Origin of the sequence: Azospirillum sp. (assembly GCF_035627195.1) — a bacterium.
Lineage (GTDB): Bacteria > Pseudomonadota > Alphaproteobacteria > Azospirillales > Azospirillaceae > Azospirillum.
The window spans coordinates 1-15,205 of record NZ_DASPMG010000371.1 but is presented as its reverse complement, the minus strand read 5'-3'; the positions used below and the strand labels follow the sequence as shown (position 1 = coordinate 15,205).

The 15,205-nt window shown below is 69.8% G+C and carries 12 protein-coding genes; 3 read left to right on the top strand and 9 right to left on the bottom strand.

From position 1 onward, the window contains the following. The 6 genes from VED21_RS32670 to VED21_RS32645 form a co-directional block, all read right to left on the bottom strand. Positions 1 to 257 (bottom strand): DUF3501 family protein (locus tag VED21_RS32670; RefSeq protein ID WP_324890019.1); only part of this gene is annotated, 257 nt, incomplete at its 3' end. 22 nt (positions 258 to 279) lie between these two features. Continuing rightward, entirely contained in the window at positions 280 to 1,641 is a 1,362-nt protein-coding gene (locus tag VED21_RS32665) for a heterodisulfide reductase-related iron-sulfur binding cluster (protein ID WP_324890017.1), read from the bottom strand. Positions 1,642 to 1,742: 101 nt separating this feature from the next. Next, the gene (locus VED21_RS32660; RefSeq protein WP_324890016.1) at positions 1,743 to 2,162 is read right to left on the bottom strand and encodes a rubrerythrin family protein; all 420 of its coding nucleotides are present in this window, start codon (positions 2,160 to 2,162) and stop codon (positions 1,743 to 1,745) included. 140 nt (positions 2,163 to 2,302) lie between these two features. After that, complete coding sequence (gene irrA, locus VED21_RS32655; RefSeq protein WP_324890014.1) at positions 2,303 to 2,767, bottom strand: iron response transcriptional regulator IrrA; 465 nt, start codon at positions 2,765 to 2,767, stop codon at positions 2,303 to 2,305. A 146-nt stretch (positions 2,768 to 2,913) separates the two neighbouring features. After that, positions 2,914 to 4,311 (bottom strand): nitronate monooxygenase, encoded by a 1,398-nt coding sequence (locus VED21_RS32650; RefSeq protein ID WP_324890012.1) that lies wholly within the window; start codon positions 4,309 to 4,311, stop codon positions 2,914 to 2,916. A 175-nt stretch (positions 4,312 to 4,486) separates the two neighbouring features. Further along, positions 4,487 to 5,230 (bottom strand): glycerophosphoryl diester phosphodiesterase, encoded by a 744-nt coding sequence (locus tag VED21_RS32645; protein WP_324890010.1) that lies wholly within the window; start codon positions 5,228 to 5,230, stop codon positions 4,487 to 4,489. Positions 5,231 to 5,302: 72 nt separating this feature from the next. On the opposite strand from VED21_RS32645, the gene VED21_RS32640 reads away from it, so the two are divergent. Both VED21_RS32640 and ypfJ read left to right on the top strand, forming a co-directional pair. Further along, the gene (locus VED21_RS32640) at positions 5,303 to 6,325 is read left to right on the top strand and encodes a lysine-2,3-aminomutase-like protein (protein WP_324890008.1); all 1,023 of its coding nucleotides are present in this window, start codon (positions 5,303 to 5,305) and stop codon (positions 6,323 to 6,325) included. A 61-nt stretch (positions 6,326 to 6,386) separates the two neighbouring features. Beyond that, positions 6,387 to 7,289, top strand: coding sequence for a neutral zinc metallopeptidase (ypfJ, locus tag VED21_RS32635; RefSeq protein WP_324890006.1), 903 nt, complete (start codon positions 6,387 to 6,389; stop codon positions 7,287 to 7,289). 6 nt (positions 7,290 to 7,295) lie between these two features. Here ypfJ and VED21_RS32630 read toward each other — a convergent pair whose 3' ends face one another. Beyond that, positions 7,296 to 8,576 carry an alpha-glucosidase/alpha-galactosidase gene (locus VED21_RS32630; RefSeq protein WP_324890004.1) on the bottom strand — a complete coding sequence of 427 codons (1,281 nt, stop codon included), beginning with the start codon at positions 8,574 to 8,576 and terminating at the stop codon, positions 7,296 to 7,298. Between the two features lie 350 nt (positions 8,577 to 8,926). On the opposite strand from VED21_RS32630, the gene VED21_RS32625 reads away from it, so the two are divergent. Continuing rightward, positions 8,927 to 9,490: a Uma2 family endonuclease gene (locus VED21_RS32625; RefSeq protein ID WP_324890002.1), complete on the top strand. Its 564-nt coding sequence runs from the start codon at positions 8,927 to 8,929 to the stop codon at positions 9,488 to 9,490. A 103-nt stretch (positions 9,491 to 9,593) separates the two neighbouring features. On the opposite strand, the gene VED21_RS32620 is transcribed toward VED21_RS32625, so the two are convergent. After that, positions 9,594 to 13,013, bottom strand: a complete 3,420-nt coding sequence (locus tag VED21_RS32620; RefSeq protein ID WP_324890000.1) for a type ISP restriction/modification enzyme — start codon at positions 13,011 to 13,013, stop codon at positions 9,594 to 9,596. A 343-nt stretch (positions 13,014 to 13,356) separates the two neighbouring features. Next, positions 13,357 to 15,205: calcium-binding protein (locus VED21_RS32615; protein WP_414638364.1), on the bottom strand; the 1,849-nt coding region annotated here is incomplete at its 5' end.

Sequence of the window (15,205 nt, the reverse complement as noted above, 5' to 3'; positions counted from 1 at the left end):
TTGGGGATCAGCGGGTTGTAGGCGCGCAGCTCGTCCGCGATCTGCTCCTCGCCGCCGCGCTCGATGTACAGCATCTCGTGGATCTGCTGCCACATCGTCTCGTAGTTCTCGAAGTAGAAGGTGGCGACGGGGCCGACGGAGACGCGGCGGTTCTTCTTCACCGCGACGAGCGCCTTGCGCCGCTCGGCGCGCTGCTTGCCGTACTCCTCCATCGGGATGATGTCGGCGCGGGTGATCTCGGTCTTGCGCGCGGTCATGATGTGGTCTCCAACCGTGTTCTCAGACGGTGATGCCGTAGGCGCGGGCAAAGATCTCGATGGGGTGCAGGTTCTGCGGCGGCGGGTTGGGCGCGTCGCCGCCCAGCCGCGCGATCCCCTGCATGATGTGCATGCCGGCCAGCGGGCATTCCGACGAGACGTAGGCCTTGCCGGACTTGGCCGCCTGGTTGGCGACCGGCTTGCCGACCTTCAGCGCCACCGGGAAGTTCGGCTCCAGCACGCCCCACGATCCGCCGTGGCCCGAGCAGCGTTCCAGCACCTTCACGTCGGCCTTGGGGATCAGGCGCAGCATCTCGGCCGCCTTGATGCCCATGTTCTGGGCGCGGGCGTGGCAGGCGGCGTGCACGAAGACGCCGCCGTCCACCGGCTGGATACCCTCCGGCAGGCCGTGCCGCTTGGCGATGTCGACCACGAACTCGGTCACGTCGAAGGTCGCCTGGGCCAGCTTTTCCACGGCCGCGCGGTGCGGCGCGTCCTTCGGCACCAGAAGCTGCCATTCGAGCTTCAGCATCAGGGCGCAGCTGGGGATCAGCGCCACCACGTCGTAGCCCTTGTCGATCCAGGGCTCCAGCGCCGCGGCCACGTTGGCGGCCTTGTCGTTGACCTTGGCCAGTTCGCCCTGCTCCAGCTGCGGCATGCCGCAGCAGCCGGGATAGACCACCTCGGTCTCCACGCCCAGCTTGGCCAGCACCTCGCGCGCGGCCATGCCGATGGAGGGGTTGTTGTAGTTGACGAAGCAGGTGGCGTAGAGCACCGCCTTGCGCTGACCGTAGGCGGGGGCCGCGGCGTTGACGGTGACCGGCGCGTCCTTGGCGCGGCGCTGGAAGGTGTGGCCGTGGAACTTTGGCAGGTGCGCCTCGCGGTGCACGCCGGTCACCTTCTCCATCACCGGGCGGGTCAGCGTGTTGCCGGCGTCGGAGGCCCAGTTGGCGAGCGGCGCCACGGTGGCGGCCAGTTTGCCGTTGCGGTCGGTTTCGGTCAGCTGGCGCACGGCGAAGGGCACGCCGCGCTTCTTCGCGTCGACGGCGCGGTAGCGCAGCATCAGGTGCGGGAAGTCCAGGTCCCATTCGTGCGGCGGCACGTAGGGGCACTTGGTCATGAAGCACATGTCGCACATGGTGCAGGCGTCGACGACGGCGCGGAAATCCTCCGACTTCACGTCGTGCATCTCGCCCGGACCGGCGGCGTCCACGAGGTCGAACAGGCGCGGGAAGCTGTCGCACAGGTTGAAGCAGCGGCGGCAGCCGTGGCAGATGTCGAAGACGCGGCGCATCTCCGCGTCCAGCTTGGCTTCGTCGTAGAAGTCCGGGTTCTGCCAGTCGAGCGGGTGGCGGACGGGGGCCTCCAGGCTGCCTTCGCGCATGGCTTCCTCCTCGCGGCCGGTTCGGCCCGGCCTGTCGTTCGTCGATGTCGGATGGCGAGCGCGGGGACCCCGCCGCCGGACGGGGCCCCGCGGCCGGATCGTCAGGCGAGCTGTTCCAGGGCCTTCTGGAAGCGGCCGGCGTGCGACTTCTCGGCCTTGGCGAGCGTCTCGAACCAGTCGGCGATCTCGTCGAAGCCCTCGTCGCGGGCGCTGCGCGCCATGCCCGGGTACATGTCGGTGTACTCGTGCGTCTCGCCGGCGATGGCGGCCTTCAGGTTGTTGGAGGTCTCGCCGATCGGCAGGCCGGTCGCCGGGTCGCCCGTCTCCTCCAGGAATTCCAGGTGGCCGTGCGCGTGACCGGTTTCGCCCTCGGCGGTGGAGCGGAACACCGCGGCGACGTCGTTGTAGCCTTCGACGTCGGCCTTCTGGGCGAAGTACAGGTAGCGGCGGTTGGCCTGGCTCTCACCGGCGAACGCGGCTTTCAGGTTTTCTTCGGTCTTGGTGCCCTTGAGCGACGGCATGGTTGCTTCCCTCCTGAGGATGGCCAACCGGACGGGCGATGGCGCGGACGCGCAAAACCGTCCGGCATGGCTTTGGCTTATGCCACCGTTAGAGGGTGTCGTCAACAGTTTAGAATCGATCTAAGAAAGCGCGAACGCCCTTAATCCGCGGAACCGCCGTGCGGCGCGGGTTTGGCGTCCTGTCTGGCGTCCTCTGGAGCCAGCCGGACGATCACGTCGACGCGGGCGACGCGCGTCCCCTCGGGCGGGGGCGGCAGGTTGCCCAGCACGATGTGGTCGCCGGGGATGTCCTCCAGCCGGCCCGAGCCCTCCAGGAAGAAATGGTGGTGCTCGGTCGTGTTGGTGTCGAAATAGGAACGGCCGGCGTCCACCACAACCTCGCGCAGGAGGCCGGCGGCGGTGAACTGGTTCAACGTGTTGTACACGGTGGCCAGCGAGACGCGCAGGTTGGCGCCCAGCGCCTCCCCGTGCAGCTGCTCCGCCGTCACGTGACGGTCGCCGGCTTCGAACAGGAGACGGGCCAGGCCGAGGCGCTGGCGGGTGGGCCGAAGGCCGACCGTGTGCAGTCGGTCCAGGGCGCGCTTGTAGGGACGGTGTCCGGTCATGTCGTCTACGGGTCTGGTGGTGGCCGCCGCAATCGTCACCGGACCGCGGCAAACAGCCGCAGTCCCGTGCACGTTAGAACGATTTCAGCTCGCGTGGCAAGCGGTCGTTATACCGACCGTCCGCACCACCCCCATAGAGTCCACTCTCAATACCCGGTCGCGATGCGTTCGACAAGCTGCTTCACGGTCGGGATGAAGCCGTTCGCATAGAACGGATCCTTGGCGAAGCGGAAGGCGTTGTGACCGGCGAACATCAGCTGATTTTCACAGTCGTCGGTGTGGCTGACGGCCTGCAGCGTCTTCTGGATGCAGTAGGAGCGCGGGTCGGCCTTCTTGCCGGTGGTCCCCTCCTCGTTCTGCGCCCAGTTCGAGAACAGGCAGGCCGACAGGCAGCCCATGCAGTCGATCTGGTCCTTCAGGATGTGCTCGGCCTTTTCGGGCGTCACGAAGATGATGGTGCTGTCCGGCGTCTTCAGCGCGGTGGTGTAGCCCTGGGCCACCCAGCCCTCGGCGCGCTGCTTGTCGGTCTCGGTCAGGTACACCGGGCGGCCGCGGGGGCCGACCGGGAAGTCCGACGCGTGCTCGCCCACGGGCTTGGGCATGTAGGCGACCTGACGCTCGGAGCGGCCCATCAGCTCCTGCAGGAAGGGGTTCTTGACGGCCGAGGAGTAGAAGCCGGTCGGCGAGAAGCGGTTGAGGAAGACGTCGCCCTCCTGCAGCGTCAGCAGCCGCCTCTTCCACGCCATGGAGATCGGGCTTTCCTGCGTCAGCAGGGGGCGGGTGCCGTACTGGAAGGCGACGGGGCCGAGGTCCGGATTGTCGATCCAGTCCTCCCACTCGCTCAGCCACCACACACCGCCGGCCATGATGATCGGCGTGTCGTTCAGACCGAAGCTGTTCATCATCTGGCGCAGCGCCAGCACGCGGGGGAACGGATCCTCCGGCTTGCGCGGGTCTTCGGAATTGGACAGGCCGTTGTGGCCGCCGGCCAGCCACGGGTCCTCGTACACCACGCCGCCCAGGAAGGCGGGGAACTTGTTGTAGGCGCGCAGCCACAGCGCGCGGAAGGCGCGCGCCGAGGAGACGATCGGGTAGTAGTGGACGCCGTAGCTGACGGCGATCTCGGCCACGCGGTAGGGCATGCCGGCGCCGCAGGTGACGCCGTGGATCATGCCCTTGGCCCCCTCCAGCACGCCGTGCAGCACGTGCTCGGCCCCACCCATCTCCCACAGGACGTTCATGTGGATGCGGCCCTGGCCGTTCGACACCTCGTGGGCGATCCTGGCCTGGGCGATGCCGCCGCGGATGCCGTAGGCGATCAGCTCGTCGTGCCGTTCGCGCCGGGTCTTCCCGTGGTAGACCTGGTCCAGCAGGTTGCCATTCTCGTCGAAGCTGTCGGCGTTGACGCCCGAGAAGGTCCCCACGCCCCCCGCGGCCGCCCAGGCGCCGGAGCTTTCACCGTTCGACACCGCAACACCCTTGCCGCCTTCGACGAGCGGCAGAACTTCCCGGCCGGACATGACCAGCGGCTTGAGCGCCTTCAACGAAACCTCCAAAAAACCGATCGGCGGACCCGGGGGCGAACAAAGCGCGCCGCCGGAGATCCCCCGGTCCCCGTCGGTGCGTGCCCCTTTTTTCAAGGGTCCTATATATGAGGAATCGCGCGACGGTACGAGCGGATTTGCACGCGACCGTCACGAAATCGGCTTGGCCCTGCTCCTACGGCGTCGCCAGCGCGGCGGCGAGGCGCCCCGGCGCGTCGGTGAACACCGCCGCGACACCCCAGCCGAGCAGCGTGCGCGCCCGTTCCGCGTCGTTGACGGTGTAGGCCAGCACCGGCCGGCCGCTGGCGCGATGGGCGGCGACCGTCGCCGCCGTCTGCCGGCGCTGGTTGACGTGGATCGTGTCGGCGCCGATGCGGTCGGCCACCGCCGCCCAGTCGGCCGGCGGCTGGTCCAGCAGGTAGCCGCGCGGGATGCCGGGGGCGCGGTCGCGCGCCACCTCCAGGCAAGGCACCTGGAAGCTGGAGATCAGCAGCGGCCGTTCCGCCGGCCACGTCGCCTTCACCACGTCGAGCGCCACCCGCGCCGTGGCGACGGCGAGGTCGGGGTGCGACGGCTTGATCTCCAGGTTCAGGCCGAGGCCGAGGCGGACGGCGAGGTCCAGCAGTTCGGACAGGGTCGGCACCTCCTCCCCCGCGAAGCGCGGGTCGAACCAGACGCCGGCGTCCAGCCGCTTGAGGTGGGCGAGGTCGATGCCGGACACCGGGCCACGGCCCGACGTGGTGCGGTCCAGCGTGTCGTCGTGGATGATCACCGGCACGCCGTCGGAGGTCAGCATCACGTCCACCTCCACCCAGGCGGCGCCCTGGCGGGCGGCCTCGCGCACCGAGGCCAGCGTGTTCTCGGGCGCCGTCTCCTTGGCGCCACGGTGGCCGATCAGGTGGGGAAGGGTCGACAGCATGGGGCACACGGGTCTATTGACGGGCGGGTTCACGGGCCATATGGGGCCCCGCGCATTCGCGGAAAAGACGGCATGAAAGCGGCACACAGCGTTTCCGATCTGGTCGCCTCCGGCCTCATGACGCCGGAGGCCGGCGCCGCCGTGGCCGGCGTGGCCGAGCGCTATGCCGTGGCGCTGACGCCGTACCTGCTGGACAAGCTGGCCGGGGCGCCGGAAGGCGATCCGCTGTACGCGCAGTACGTCCCCTCGCCCGAGGAGGCGTACACGGCGCCGTCGGAGCGCGACGACCCCATCGGCGACCACGCCCATTCGCCGGTGAAGGGCATCGTCCACCGCTATCCCGACCGGGTGCTGCTGAAGCCGCTGCACGCCTGCGCCGTCTACTGCCGCTTCTGCTTCCGCCGCGAGATGGTGGGACCGGGCGGCGAGGCGCTGTCGCCGGCCGAACTGGCGGCGGCGCTGGACTACGTCCGCGCGCACCCGGAGGTCTGGGAGGTGGTGATCACCGGCGGCGACCCGTTCCTGCTGAGCCCGCGCCGGCTGGCGGAGATCGTGGGCGCGCTGGCGGAGATCGGCCACGTCGGCGTGGTGCGGCTGCACACCCGCGTGCCGGTCGCCGACCCGGCGCGGGTGACGCCGGAACTGGTGGCGGCGCTGAAGGCCGACGGGCTGGCCAGCTGGGTCGCCGTGCACGTCAACCACGCCACCGAGCTGACGGAGGAGGCGCGCGCCGCGCTGGCGCGGCTGGCCGACGCCGGCATCCCGCTGCTGAGCCAGACGGTTCTGCTGAAGGGCGTCAACGACGACGCGGCGGTGCTGGAGGCGCTGTTCCGCGCGCTGGTGCGCAACCGGGTCAAGCCGTACTACCTGCACCACCCGGACCTCGCTCCCGGCACCAGCCACTTCCGGCCCTCAATCGCCGAGGGGCAGGCGCTGGTGAAGGGGTTGCGCGGCCGGGTGTCGGGCCTCTGCCAGCCGACCTACGTTCTGGACATCCCCGGCGGCCACGGCAAGGCGCCGGCCGCCGCCGCCTGGATCGCGGAGGACGGCACGGTGGAGGACTTCCAGGGCGTCCGCCACCGCTACGCCCCCTGACCCCGGCGGAACGCCGGGCCCGCGGCGCGGTTCTCCCTCTGCGTGGACGAGGGAGGGAGCAATGCGCTGGCAGGGCGGGCGTGAGAGCGAGAACGTCGAGGACCGGCGGGGCGGCGGCGGGTTCGGCGGCTTCTCGCGCGGAGGCGGGCTGGGCGGCATCCCCATCGGGCGCGGCGGGCTGGGCATCGGCGGGGTGGTCGTCGTCCTGCTGCTGGGTCTGGTCTTCGGCGTCGACCCGAGCGTGATCCTGAGCGGCGGCGACCCCGGCTATGAGCAGCAGCAGACGCGGGGCAACCCGCGGCAGGCGCCGCGATCCGGCGCCGAGGACGAGCTGAAGCGCTTCGTCTCCGTCGTGCTGGCCGACACCGAGGACACGTGGCACGGCCTGTTCCAGGGCATCGGCCGCACCTACCAGGACCCGACGCTGGTGCTGTTCTCCGGCGCCGTCGACTCGGCCTGCGGCATGGCGCAGGCGGCGGTGGGGCCGTTCTACTGCCCGGCCGACCGCAAGCTCTACATCGACCTGAGCTTCTACCGCGACCTGCGGGAGCGCTTCCGGGCGCCGGGCGACTTCGCCCAGGCCTACGTCGTCGCGCACGAGGTGGGGCACCACGTGCAGACGCTGCTGGGCATCTCCCAGAAGGTGCGGGAGGCGCAGCGCGGCGCCGGCCAGGGCGAGGCGAACGCCCTGTCGGTGCGCCTGGAGCTGCAGGCCGACTGCTTCGCCGGGCTGTGGGCCAACGCCGCCCAGCGGCGCGGCGTGCTGGAGCCCGGCGACGTGGAGGAGGCGCTGACCGCCGCCAGCGCCATCGGCGACGACCGGCTGCAGCGGCAGGCGCGCGGCACCGTGACGCCGGACAGCTTCACCCACGGCAGCTCCGACCAGCGGGTGCGCTGGTTCCGCCAGGGGCTGTCCAGCGGTGAGCTGCGCGCCTGCGACACCTTCGCCGCCGACCGGCTGTAGGTATCCTTACACGCAGGGGCGGATGTAGGGGGCGTTGGCCTCCCACAGCTCGTCCAGGATCTTCACGGCGGCGTCGGTGGAGGTGATCACCGGGTCGATCAGCAGCGCCTGAAGCGCCAGTTCCTTCGACGCGTGCACCGCCGCCTCCACCGCCAGCTGCTGCACGCCGGCCTGGACGGAGAGCAGCTTGGCCACCGGATCCGGCAGCGGCCCCAGGGACACCGGGTGCACGCCGGCCGCGTCCACCACGATGGGCACCTCCACCGCCAGGTCGGGCGGCAGGTTGGGAATGGTGCCGCGGTTCAGCACGATGCCGGATTCGATCCAGTCGTGCCGGTTGTGCAGGATGCCGGCGATGACCTCCACGCCCTTCTCGCCCGACGGCTCCACCCAGTCGTGCGGGATGTCGCGTTTGCCGGCCAGGATATCGTCGATGATGGTCTGCACCACCACGCGCTCGCTCTCGTCGTAGGCGAAGTCGAAGCCGTGCTCCCCGCCCTCCCAGCCGTAGGGGACGTACTCGCCCAGGTGGTCGTCGCTGGGCGTGATCCAGTGGCCGAAGCTGCGCAGCAGCCGGCGCGTCAGCGGCCGGAAGGCGGGGTCGTGGTTCTTCTCCCGCTCGCGCAGCAGCGGGTAGAGGTCCCGCCCCGTCGCCTTGTGCCGGATCTGCATCAGGCACTGGAAGTGGTTGAGCCCGGCCCCCCAGACGTCGATGTCGTCCTCGTCCATGCCGAGGATCTGCGAGAGGTCGTCGCGCGCCATGAAGATGCCGTGGCACAGCCCCAGCACGCGCACCCGGCTGTACTTCGCCAGCGCCAGGATGAGCCGGCTTTCCGGGTTGGAGAAGTTGATGAAGAGCGCGTCCGGGCACAGCTCCTCCATGTCGCGGGCGAAGTCGAAGATGAGCGGCAGCGTGCGCAGCGTGAAGAACAGCCCGCCCGGCCCGCCGTTCTCGCCCAGCGTGTGGCGGATGCCGTGCTTGCGAGGCACCTCGAAGTCCAGCTTCCACAGCCGGTTGCGGTCGATGGCGACGCAGTTGACGACGAAGCTGGCGCCCGGCAGGGCCGCCCTTCGGTCGGTCGTGCCCTCCACCGTGATCCCGGCGCCCGACTGGCGGTTCATCGCCTCCGCCAGCCCCTGCATGCGGCGCAGCGCGTCGGGGTTCGTGTCGACCAGCGTGAGGGTGCAGCCGCGCAGCTCGTCGATGAAGAACACGTCCTTGAACATGTTCACGCCGAACGACTGGCTCCCCGCCCCGAGGATGACGATCTTGGCCGTGTTGCTCATGCGAACCCCCGGAATGCGGCGTTAACCCTTCCGGAAGGGTAGGCCCGCCACGTCCGCCGCGCAAGGCACCAGGGTGGGACAACCGCCGCGGACGGGGCGGCGGAGGGGGGCAAATGCAACCGGATGCAACGGGATGCAACGGATTCGGGCAGGTGTTGCATTCGCGACCTCCGTTCCGCGGCCTTCCTCCGGGGCGGAGAAAGGACTTTCATCCTATCGCGGAAGGCTCGCGAGCGGCAAGGGCAAAGGGGCGCCGCCCCTTTGATCCCCGCAAGGGGCCAACGGCCCCTTGACCCCACTTGACGGACGAAGGCGTCGGACGCCACCTTTACATAAGCCAGGAGGTGCCGATGTCCGTAGCCGCCCGCAAGATCGAACCGGTCACCCTGGAAGAGTTCCAGGCCATGGACTTCGGCGACCGCCGCGCCGAACTGATCGGCGGCGTGGTCGTGGTGGGGCAGGCGTTCCCGACCTCCCGTCACGGACAGCTGATTATGACTCTCGGCTCCCAGCTGCTAAGCGCCATCGATCGCGCCGGCCTGCGGTGCATGGTCGAGACCGGCACCGGCCTGGACGTCCGCCTGGAAACCGACTTCAGCCTCGGCCCCGACCTGATGGTCCGCTGCGGCGGCGATGCCGAGAACCCCGGCGAACCGGTGCTGGTGGCGGAGGTGCTGTCGCCGTCGAACACGGCGGCGGAGATGATGCAGAAGCTGCGCGCCTATCAGGCGGTGGAGACGATCACCGACATCCTGGTGCTGATGCAGGACCGCGCGTACGTCGAGCACTGGTCCCGCAGCCCCGGCGAACCCTGGGCAGCGCCGGAGCGGCTGGTCGACGCCGACGCGGTGCTGCGCGTGGCAAGGCTGGACGCGGCGATTCCGCTGAACGCGGTGTACCGGACGCCCGGATAGCTTCCGGTGTTGGGTCGCGCTGGCGCTTGGCGCCAACCTACGCGAAACGTCCCCGTAGGTTGGCGCCAAGCGCCAGCGCGGCCCAACGTCGAGCACGTCTTCCTTACGCGTCCGCCAGAGCGAGCGCGGGTTCGGTGCCCCGGGCATAAGCGTTGCCAGCCACCGCGCGGTAGTTGGCGTCGAGCGCCGGGCCGAGCAGGAGAAGGGCGGTGATGCGGCGGACCATGGCGGTGACGTAGCGCGCCTCCTCGGCGGTCAGCGGGCGGCCGAGAAGACTGTATTCCCGGTAGCTGAGCCACTTCTTCAGCACCTGATAGCCGCCCAGCGTGTACTCCCACACCGGCGCCGGCACGCAGCACCAGTAGGTGTCGCCGTTCAGGTGTACGTCGTAAACCGTGTCGCCCAGCAGCGCGGCGGCCTCGCCCAGTGCCGCGCGTTCGTCATCGGACTGGGGGCGCGGCCGGGCGTCGCCACGGCCCGGCATGCAGACCCCGTTCTGCCCGGCCCGGCCCCAGCCGGCCTGGACCCGCAGGTCCACGGGCGGCGGCATGCCCTTGCCGCCCTCGGCCCGGAACCGCTCCCCGCGCGCGTCGCGCAGGGCGCCGAGCACGCGCAGGTCCCGGCGCAGCGGCAGTTCGGTCACCCCAACCACCGCGCTGTCCACGTCCAGCAGGTCCGCGACCCGCCGCCCCAGCGCCGCCGACGCCTCCAGCCCCGCGCGCGTCGACGGCAGAGGGATGCGAGGGAAATCCTGCGACAGGCCATCCGCGTTCTCGGCGAGATAAGCGGGCGCATGCCCGATGGCGAGACAGTGCATCCAGAGATGCGCGTCCGCGCCCGGCTCGGTCAGGTATTCGGGGCCGCCGATGGCATCCAGATAGGCGGACGCTGACGGCGTGAGATTGGCGCGCTGGATTTCCGGCCGGATGGACGAGAAGAGATGCTTGCCGGTTCCTTCCGTCTCGTCGCGTAGCGGGATGCAGATGCTGCCTGGGCGCGTAAGATGCCAATCAGGCAATGCCCTGGTGACGAAGAACGGCGAACCCTCCTTCCCACGCTCGGCCTTTTGCCGCGTTGTCAGGAAAAGTGTGTTCTTGCGCGAAACTTTAGAAAGAGAATCACGCTTTTCATCCAGAAGCTTTGTTTCCGGATGCCAGTACAGGTTCCTTGTGTCGAATGGACGGTATCCGTACCTCACGAAGACTCCGGAATTGACGCCCTTGGGAAGCAGCGCCTCCCGGATCGCCTTCGCATCGAATCGGCCGCGCGAAACAACAAGCTCCGGCATCGTATGGGCCAAGTCCGCCAGCGTGTAATTCGCGTCGAAATACCGGCCGATTCGCTGCTGAAGACGATCCAGGTCGATATCCACGAGGCTGATGTCCCGGCTGGTCTTGACGCCCGGCGAACTGTACGCGAACAGGTCCATCAGCGACGGCCATCCCGTGTAGCCCGCGCGCACGCTGCCGGGAATGAAACGCAGGCCAAGCCCGAGGTCCGGCTCCACCGCCTCGTACGGCTCCACCCCGTCGTTGTCGGCGCTGGCGCTCAGTTCCCGCCACTTGCCGGTTCCCCACAGGTGGCGGAAGCGGATGGTGGCCTCGCCGTCGCCGTGCGGGTCGCGGCGCACCATCAGCGTGATCGCCGTGCCGACGCCGATGCCCTCGCGGTTCAGGCCGGTGGAAAAGATGCTGGGGTCGGGCTTGCCGTCCGGCGTGACCTTGCCGGTCTTGAACTTGTCGCCGTTCAGGCAGTCGATCCAGATGGTGTCGAACGCCTCCAGGAAACGTTCGCGCATGCCGGTGTGGCTGAGCCCGTCGAGCCAGGAATAGTTGGTGACGTAGGCGACGATGCCGCGCCCGCTGGTTTCCGCGATGCGGCGTTCGGCCATGCGGAAGAAGCGGACGTAGAGGTCGTTGAGGCCGTGGCCCTCGGGCGGGCGCACGCGGCGCACGCGGCGGTACGCCTCGGTCAGCGCCCGTTCCTCCGGCATCTCGGCGGTGCCGGGGAAGGCGTTGTAGGGCGGATTGCCGAGGATGACGAGGATCTGGCTGTCCTGCTTGATACGGCTGGCGGCGTCGCGTTCGTTCATCAGTTCGGACAGCAGATAGGGAATGTCCGGGTGTTCGTCGTTCCCGTCCCAGCCGGTCAGCGCGTTGGTCAGGCGGATGGACGGCCATTCCGCCCGCTGCGCGGTGTGCGCTCCCTCCTCGGCCAGGGGCGCGCCCATGGATTCCAGCAGCAGCCCCAATTGCAGGTGCGCGACGACGAAGGGGGCGGGCATGATCTCGAAACCGTGCACGCGCCCGATGGCGGCGCGCTTGACGAAATGGCCGGCCAGCGCGTCCTCGCCCATCTCCTTCAGCGTGCGTTCGATGCGGCGCAGGACGGCGACGAGATAGGAGCCGGTTCCGCAGCAGGGATCGAGCACCACCACCCGGTCGTCGGCGAGGCCGCGGGGGATGCCCAGGTCGTCGCGCAGCACCCGGTCGACGCGGGCGACCATGTAGTCCACCACCTCCGGCGGGGTGTACCAGACGCCGAGCTGGCGGCGCAGGTCGGGGTCGAACGCCTCCAGGAAGGGTTCATAGAAATACTGGACGGCGTGTTCCTCGCTGAAGCGGGCGAAGAACGCCCGGTCGTCCACGCGGCACAGGCTGTGTGCGGCCCAGTCCAGCACCTCGCCCATCTCCAGCGAACCGAGCGCGCCGGGGGTGCAGACGTTCTCGAACAGCGTGCGCAGGACCGGCAGGCGCAGGTGCCACGCCGCGCCCATGGCGGAGAACCCCTTGCGTTCGGCCGGGTCGTCGTGCTGCCGGCACCACAGGACCCAGGCGGAAAACAGCCCGTAGTAGAGCGTCTGCACCAGCGTGGAGCGGAAGAAGTGCGCGCCCTTCTCGCCCTCGAAGACGATGCCCAGCGCCTCCTCCAGCGTCTTGCGGACGATTTCCAACTGCGGCGGGCCGTAGCTGGCGCCCAGCAGGCCGCCCGGCGCGCGCGCCGCCTGTTCCAGCCGCGCCAGCGTGTCGCGCGCGTAGGAGGCGAGCAGCCACGCCACGTCGCGCGGTTGCGACAGGGTGGCGTTGTGCAGCAGGGCGCGGGTCAGGAATTCGGTGAAGCGGGTTTCCAGGCCGGGATCGAGGCGGGCGTGCCCGGCGGCCAGCGTCCAGAACGCCTCGACCGTGTCGGCGAGCCGGAAGTGCTCCAGAAAGGTCGCGCGGCCGAACTGGTCGCGCCCGACGATGAGGAATTCCCGGTAATTGGTGACGAGGACGAGGCCGTAGCGCTCCCAGTATCTTTGCACCTGACGGGAACGGGCGGTGAGCATCAGGTCTGCGGTCGGCGGCTTGGCCTCGACCACGCCGCGCTCGGGCAGGACGCCGGCCTTGGGGGCCTGGGTCTTCGCCGAGATCTGGGTGACGGTGAACAGGCCGAAGTCGGGATGCCCGGCGCCGACGTCGGCGAGCTGGCCCACGCAGACGACCTTCGGCCGGCGCAGGCCGCCGATGTCGTTCAGCAGCACGTGCAGCGCGTGATAGAGCGCCTGTTCGGCCGTGCCGGCGCCGAGAGCGCGTATTTGGTGTATCTGCTGAAGGTATCGAAAAAGGGGAGACACATCCGCCCTACACACCTTTGAGACGGCGGCAAGGTAGGCACTTCTCTCTTATAAGGCGAGTCAAATCGTCGCGCACATCTCCAGCGCGGGTGTTGGGCCGCGCTGGCGCTTGGCGCCAACCTACGGGGTTCCCGCCGAATCAGGGCTGACGGACCACGAGGCTGAGAATCATTCCTCCGGGATCCAAGGGCCCTCGGCCCTTGGCGGGGGTCAAGGGGGCGGGGCCCCCTTGCCTTGCTCCCCCGGCCGGTCAGCTTGGCAGCACCAGGATGTCGATGTGGCTCAGCGTGCGGACGTTCAGGGTGGCGATGGTCACGGCGGCACCGGTGCCGCTGCCGTCGGCGTCGAAGGACAGCACGCCGGTGCGGGTGTTGAACACGAACGTCGCCCCGGCCGATGTGGGGTTGTCCAGCGCGAAGTGGCTGGCCGACAAGGACCCCGCCGGGAGGTTGCCGAAGTTCGGGCCGGCCACGGCGATCGTGTCCGTTCCCGCCTCGAAGTCGGTGATCACGTCGCCGCCGTCCTGCGGCGCGCCGATGCGGAAGGTGTCCGCGCCGAGGCCGCCGGTCAGCGTGTCGGAGCCGAGATTGCCGGCCAGCAGGTCGTCGCCCTGGCCGCCGAACAGCACGTCGTTGTCCTGCCCGCCGAACAGCGTGTCGCTGCCCAGCTGCCCGTACAGCACGTCGGCCGCCCGGTTGCCGTAGAGAACGTCGCCGTCCTGGCCGCCGAACAGCGTGTCCAGGTCCTGGCCGCCGAACAGCGTGTCCAGACCCTGGTTGCCGTAGACCACGTCGTCCTGCTGGTTGCCGTACAGCGCGTCGTTGCCGATGCCGCCGGTCACCGTGTCGTAGCCGCCGTCGCCGAACAACACGTCGTCGCCGCCTTCGGAACCCACGACGTCGTTGCCGCCGCCGCCGCGCAGCGTGTCGTCGTCGGCGCCCAGCACGATGACCTGGTCCTCGCCGTCGCCCACCACGATCTGCGAGCCCTCGCCGCCGGTCACGCTCACCGCGCCGACGATGGCCGCGAACTCCACGTTCTGCAGCTGGATCACCGTGCCCCTGGGCAGGTTGCGCACGTCGATCACCACCGCCTGCTGCTCGGTGCCGCCGGTGCCGCCGCCGGTGGCCGGGGTGGTGGGGGTGCCGGTGATGACGATGGGGGCTGCCGGCGGGGCTGCCGGGTTGGCGACCACCGGCACGATGGTGCGCACCGTCAGGTTGGTGGTGGGCGGCAGCACGTCGAGGAAGCTCTGGCCGACGCCGGTCATCTCCTGCTGGTCGTTGGGGCGGTCCTGCGTGCGGTTCTGGATGGCACGGATCAGGCCCTGGACGCCGCTGGCGGTGGAGGTCGTGCTCTCCACCGTCAGGCCGACGCCGACCGGCACGTGGGCGGTCAGCAGCTCCTGCCCGCCGGTGCCGGTGACCAGCGGGATGTCGGCGTTGGGCGTGGCGGCGTTCTCCTCCGTGCGGCCGGCGGTGACGATGGGCACGGTGATGGTCTCCGTGCGGGTGCCGTCGGTGTTGGTCTGCGTCGTCTGCTGCACGGCGACGCCGTCCACCGTGCGCGTCGTGCCGCCGCCGCTGTCGCCGCCACCGCCGCCGGTGCTGGGCGGCGGGGTGTAGACGCTGATCTCGTTGCCGGTGACCTGCAGGCCGGAGGCGGTAAAGCTGCCGGCGAGGCGGATGGTCAGATCGGCCGCGCCGCCGTTGCCGTCCAGGTCGATGTAGAGGGGGGTGAAGCCGCCGCTCATCGTGCCGACCTGGACGCCGCGGGCGGCGAGGCCGGTGCCGGTGCCATTGGTGATGCCGCCGAGCGTCGCGGAGCCGACGCGGATGACGTCGCCCGCCACGAAGTCGCCGATGACGTCGATCTGCCCGGTGTCGGTGGCGGCGTAGCCGAACACGTCGTTGCCGGCGCCGCCGTACAGGGTGTCGTTGCCGGCCGCGCCCGACAGGGTGTCGGCGCCGATGCCGCCGTACAGCGTGTCGTTGCCGGTGAAGCCGCCGATGACGTCGGCGCCGGACCCGCCGGTCACCGCGTCGCTGCCCTCGCCGCCGGTGATGGTGACGTTGCTGCTTTGCGCGTAGTTGATGGTG

Coding starts and splice junctions, on each gene's coding strand:
- VED21_RS32665 (WP_324890017.1), bottom strand. CDS start 1,641: ATGCGCGAAGGCAGCCTGGAGGCCCCCGTCCGCCACCCGCTCGACTGG.
- VED21_RS32660 (WP_324890016.1), bottom strand. CDS start 2,162: ATGCCGTCGCTCAAGGGCACCAAGACCGAAGAAAACCTGAAAGCCGCG.
- irrA (WP_324890014.1), bottom strand. CDS start 2,767: ATGACCGGACACCGTCCCTACAAGCGCGCCCTGGACCGACTGCACACG.
- VED21_RS32645 (WP_324890010.1), bottom strand. CDS start 5,230: ATGCTGTCGACCCTTCCCCACCTGATCGGCCACCGTGGCGCCAAGGAG.
- VED21_RS32640 (WP_324890008.1), top strand. CDS start 5,303: ATGAAAGCGGCACACAGCGTTTCCGATCTGGTCGCCTCCGGCCTCATG.
- ypfJ (WP_324890006.1), top strand. CDS start 6,387: ATGCGCTGGCAGGGCGGGCGTGAGAGCGAGAACGTCGAGGACCGGCGG.
- VED21_RS32630 (WP_324890004.1), bottom strand. CDS start 8,576: ATGAGCAACACGGCCAAGATCGTCATCCTCGGGGCGGGGAGCCAGTCG.
- VED21_RS32625 (WP_324890002.1), top strand. CDS start 8,927: ATGTCCGTAGCCGCCCGCAAGATCGAACCGGTCACCCTGGAAGAGTTC.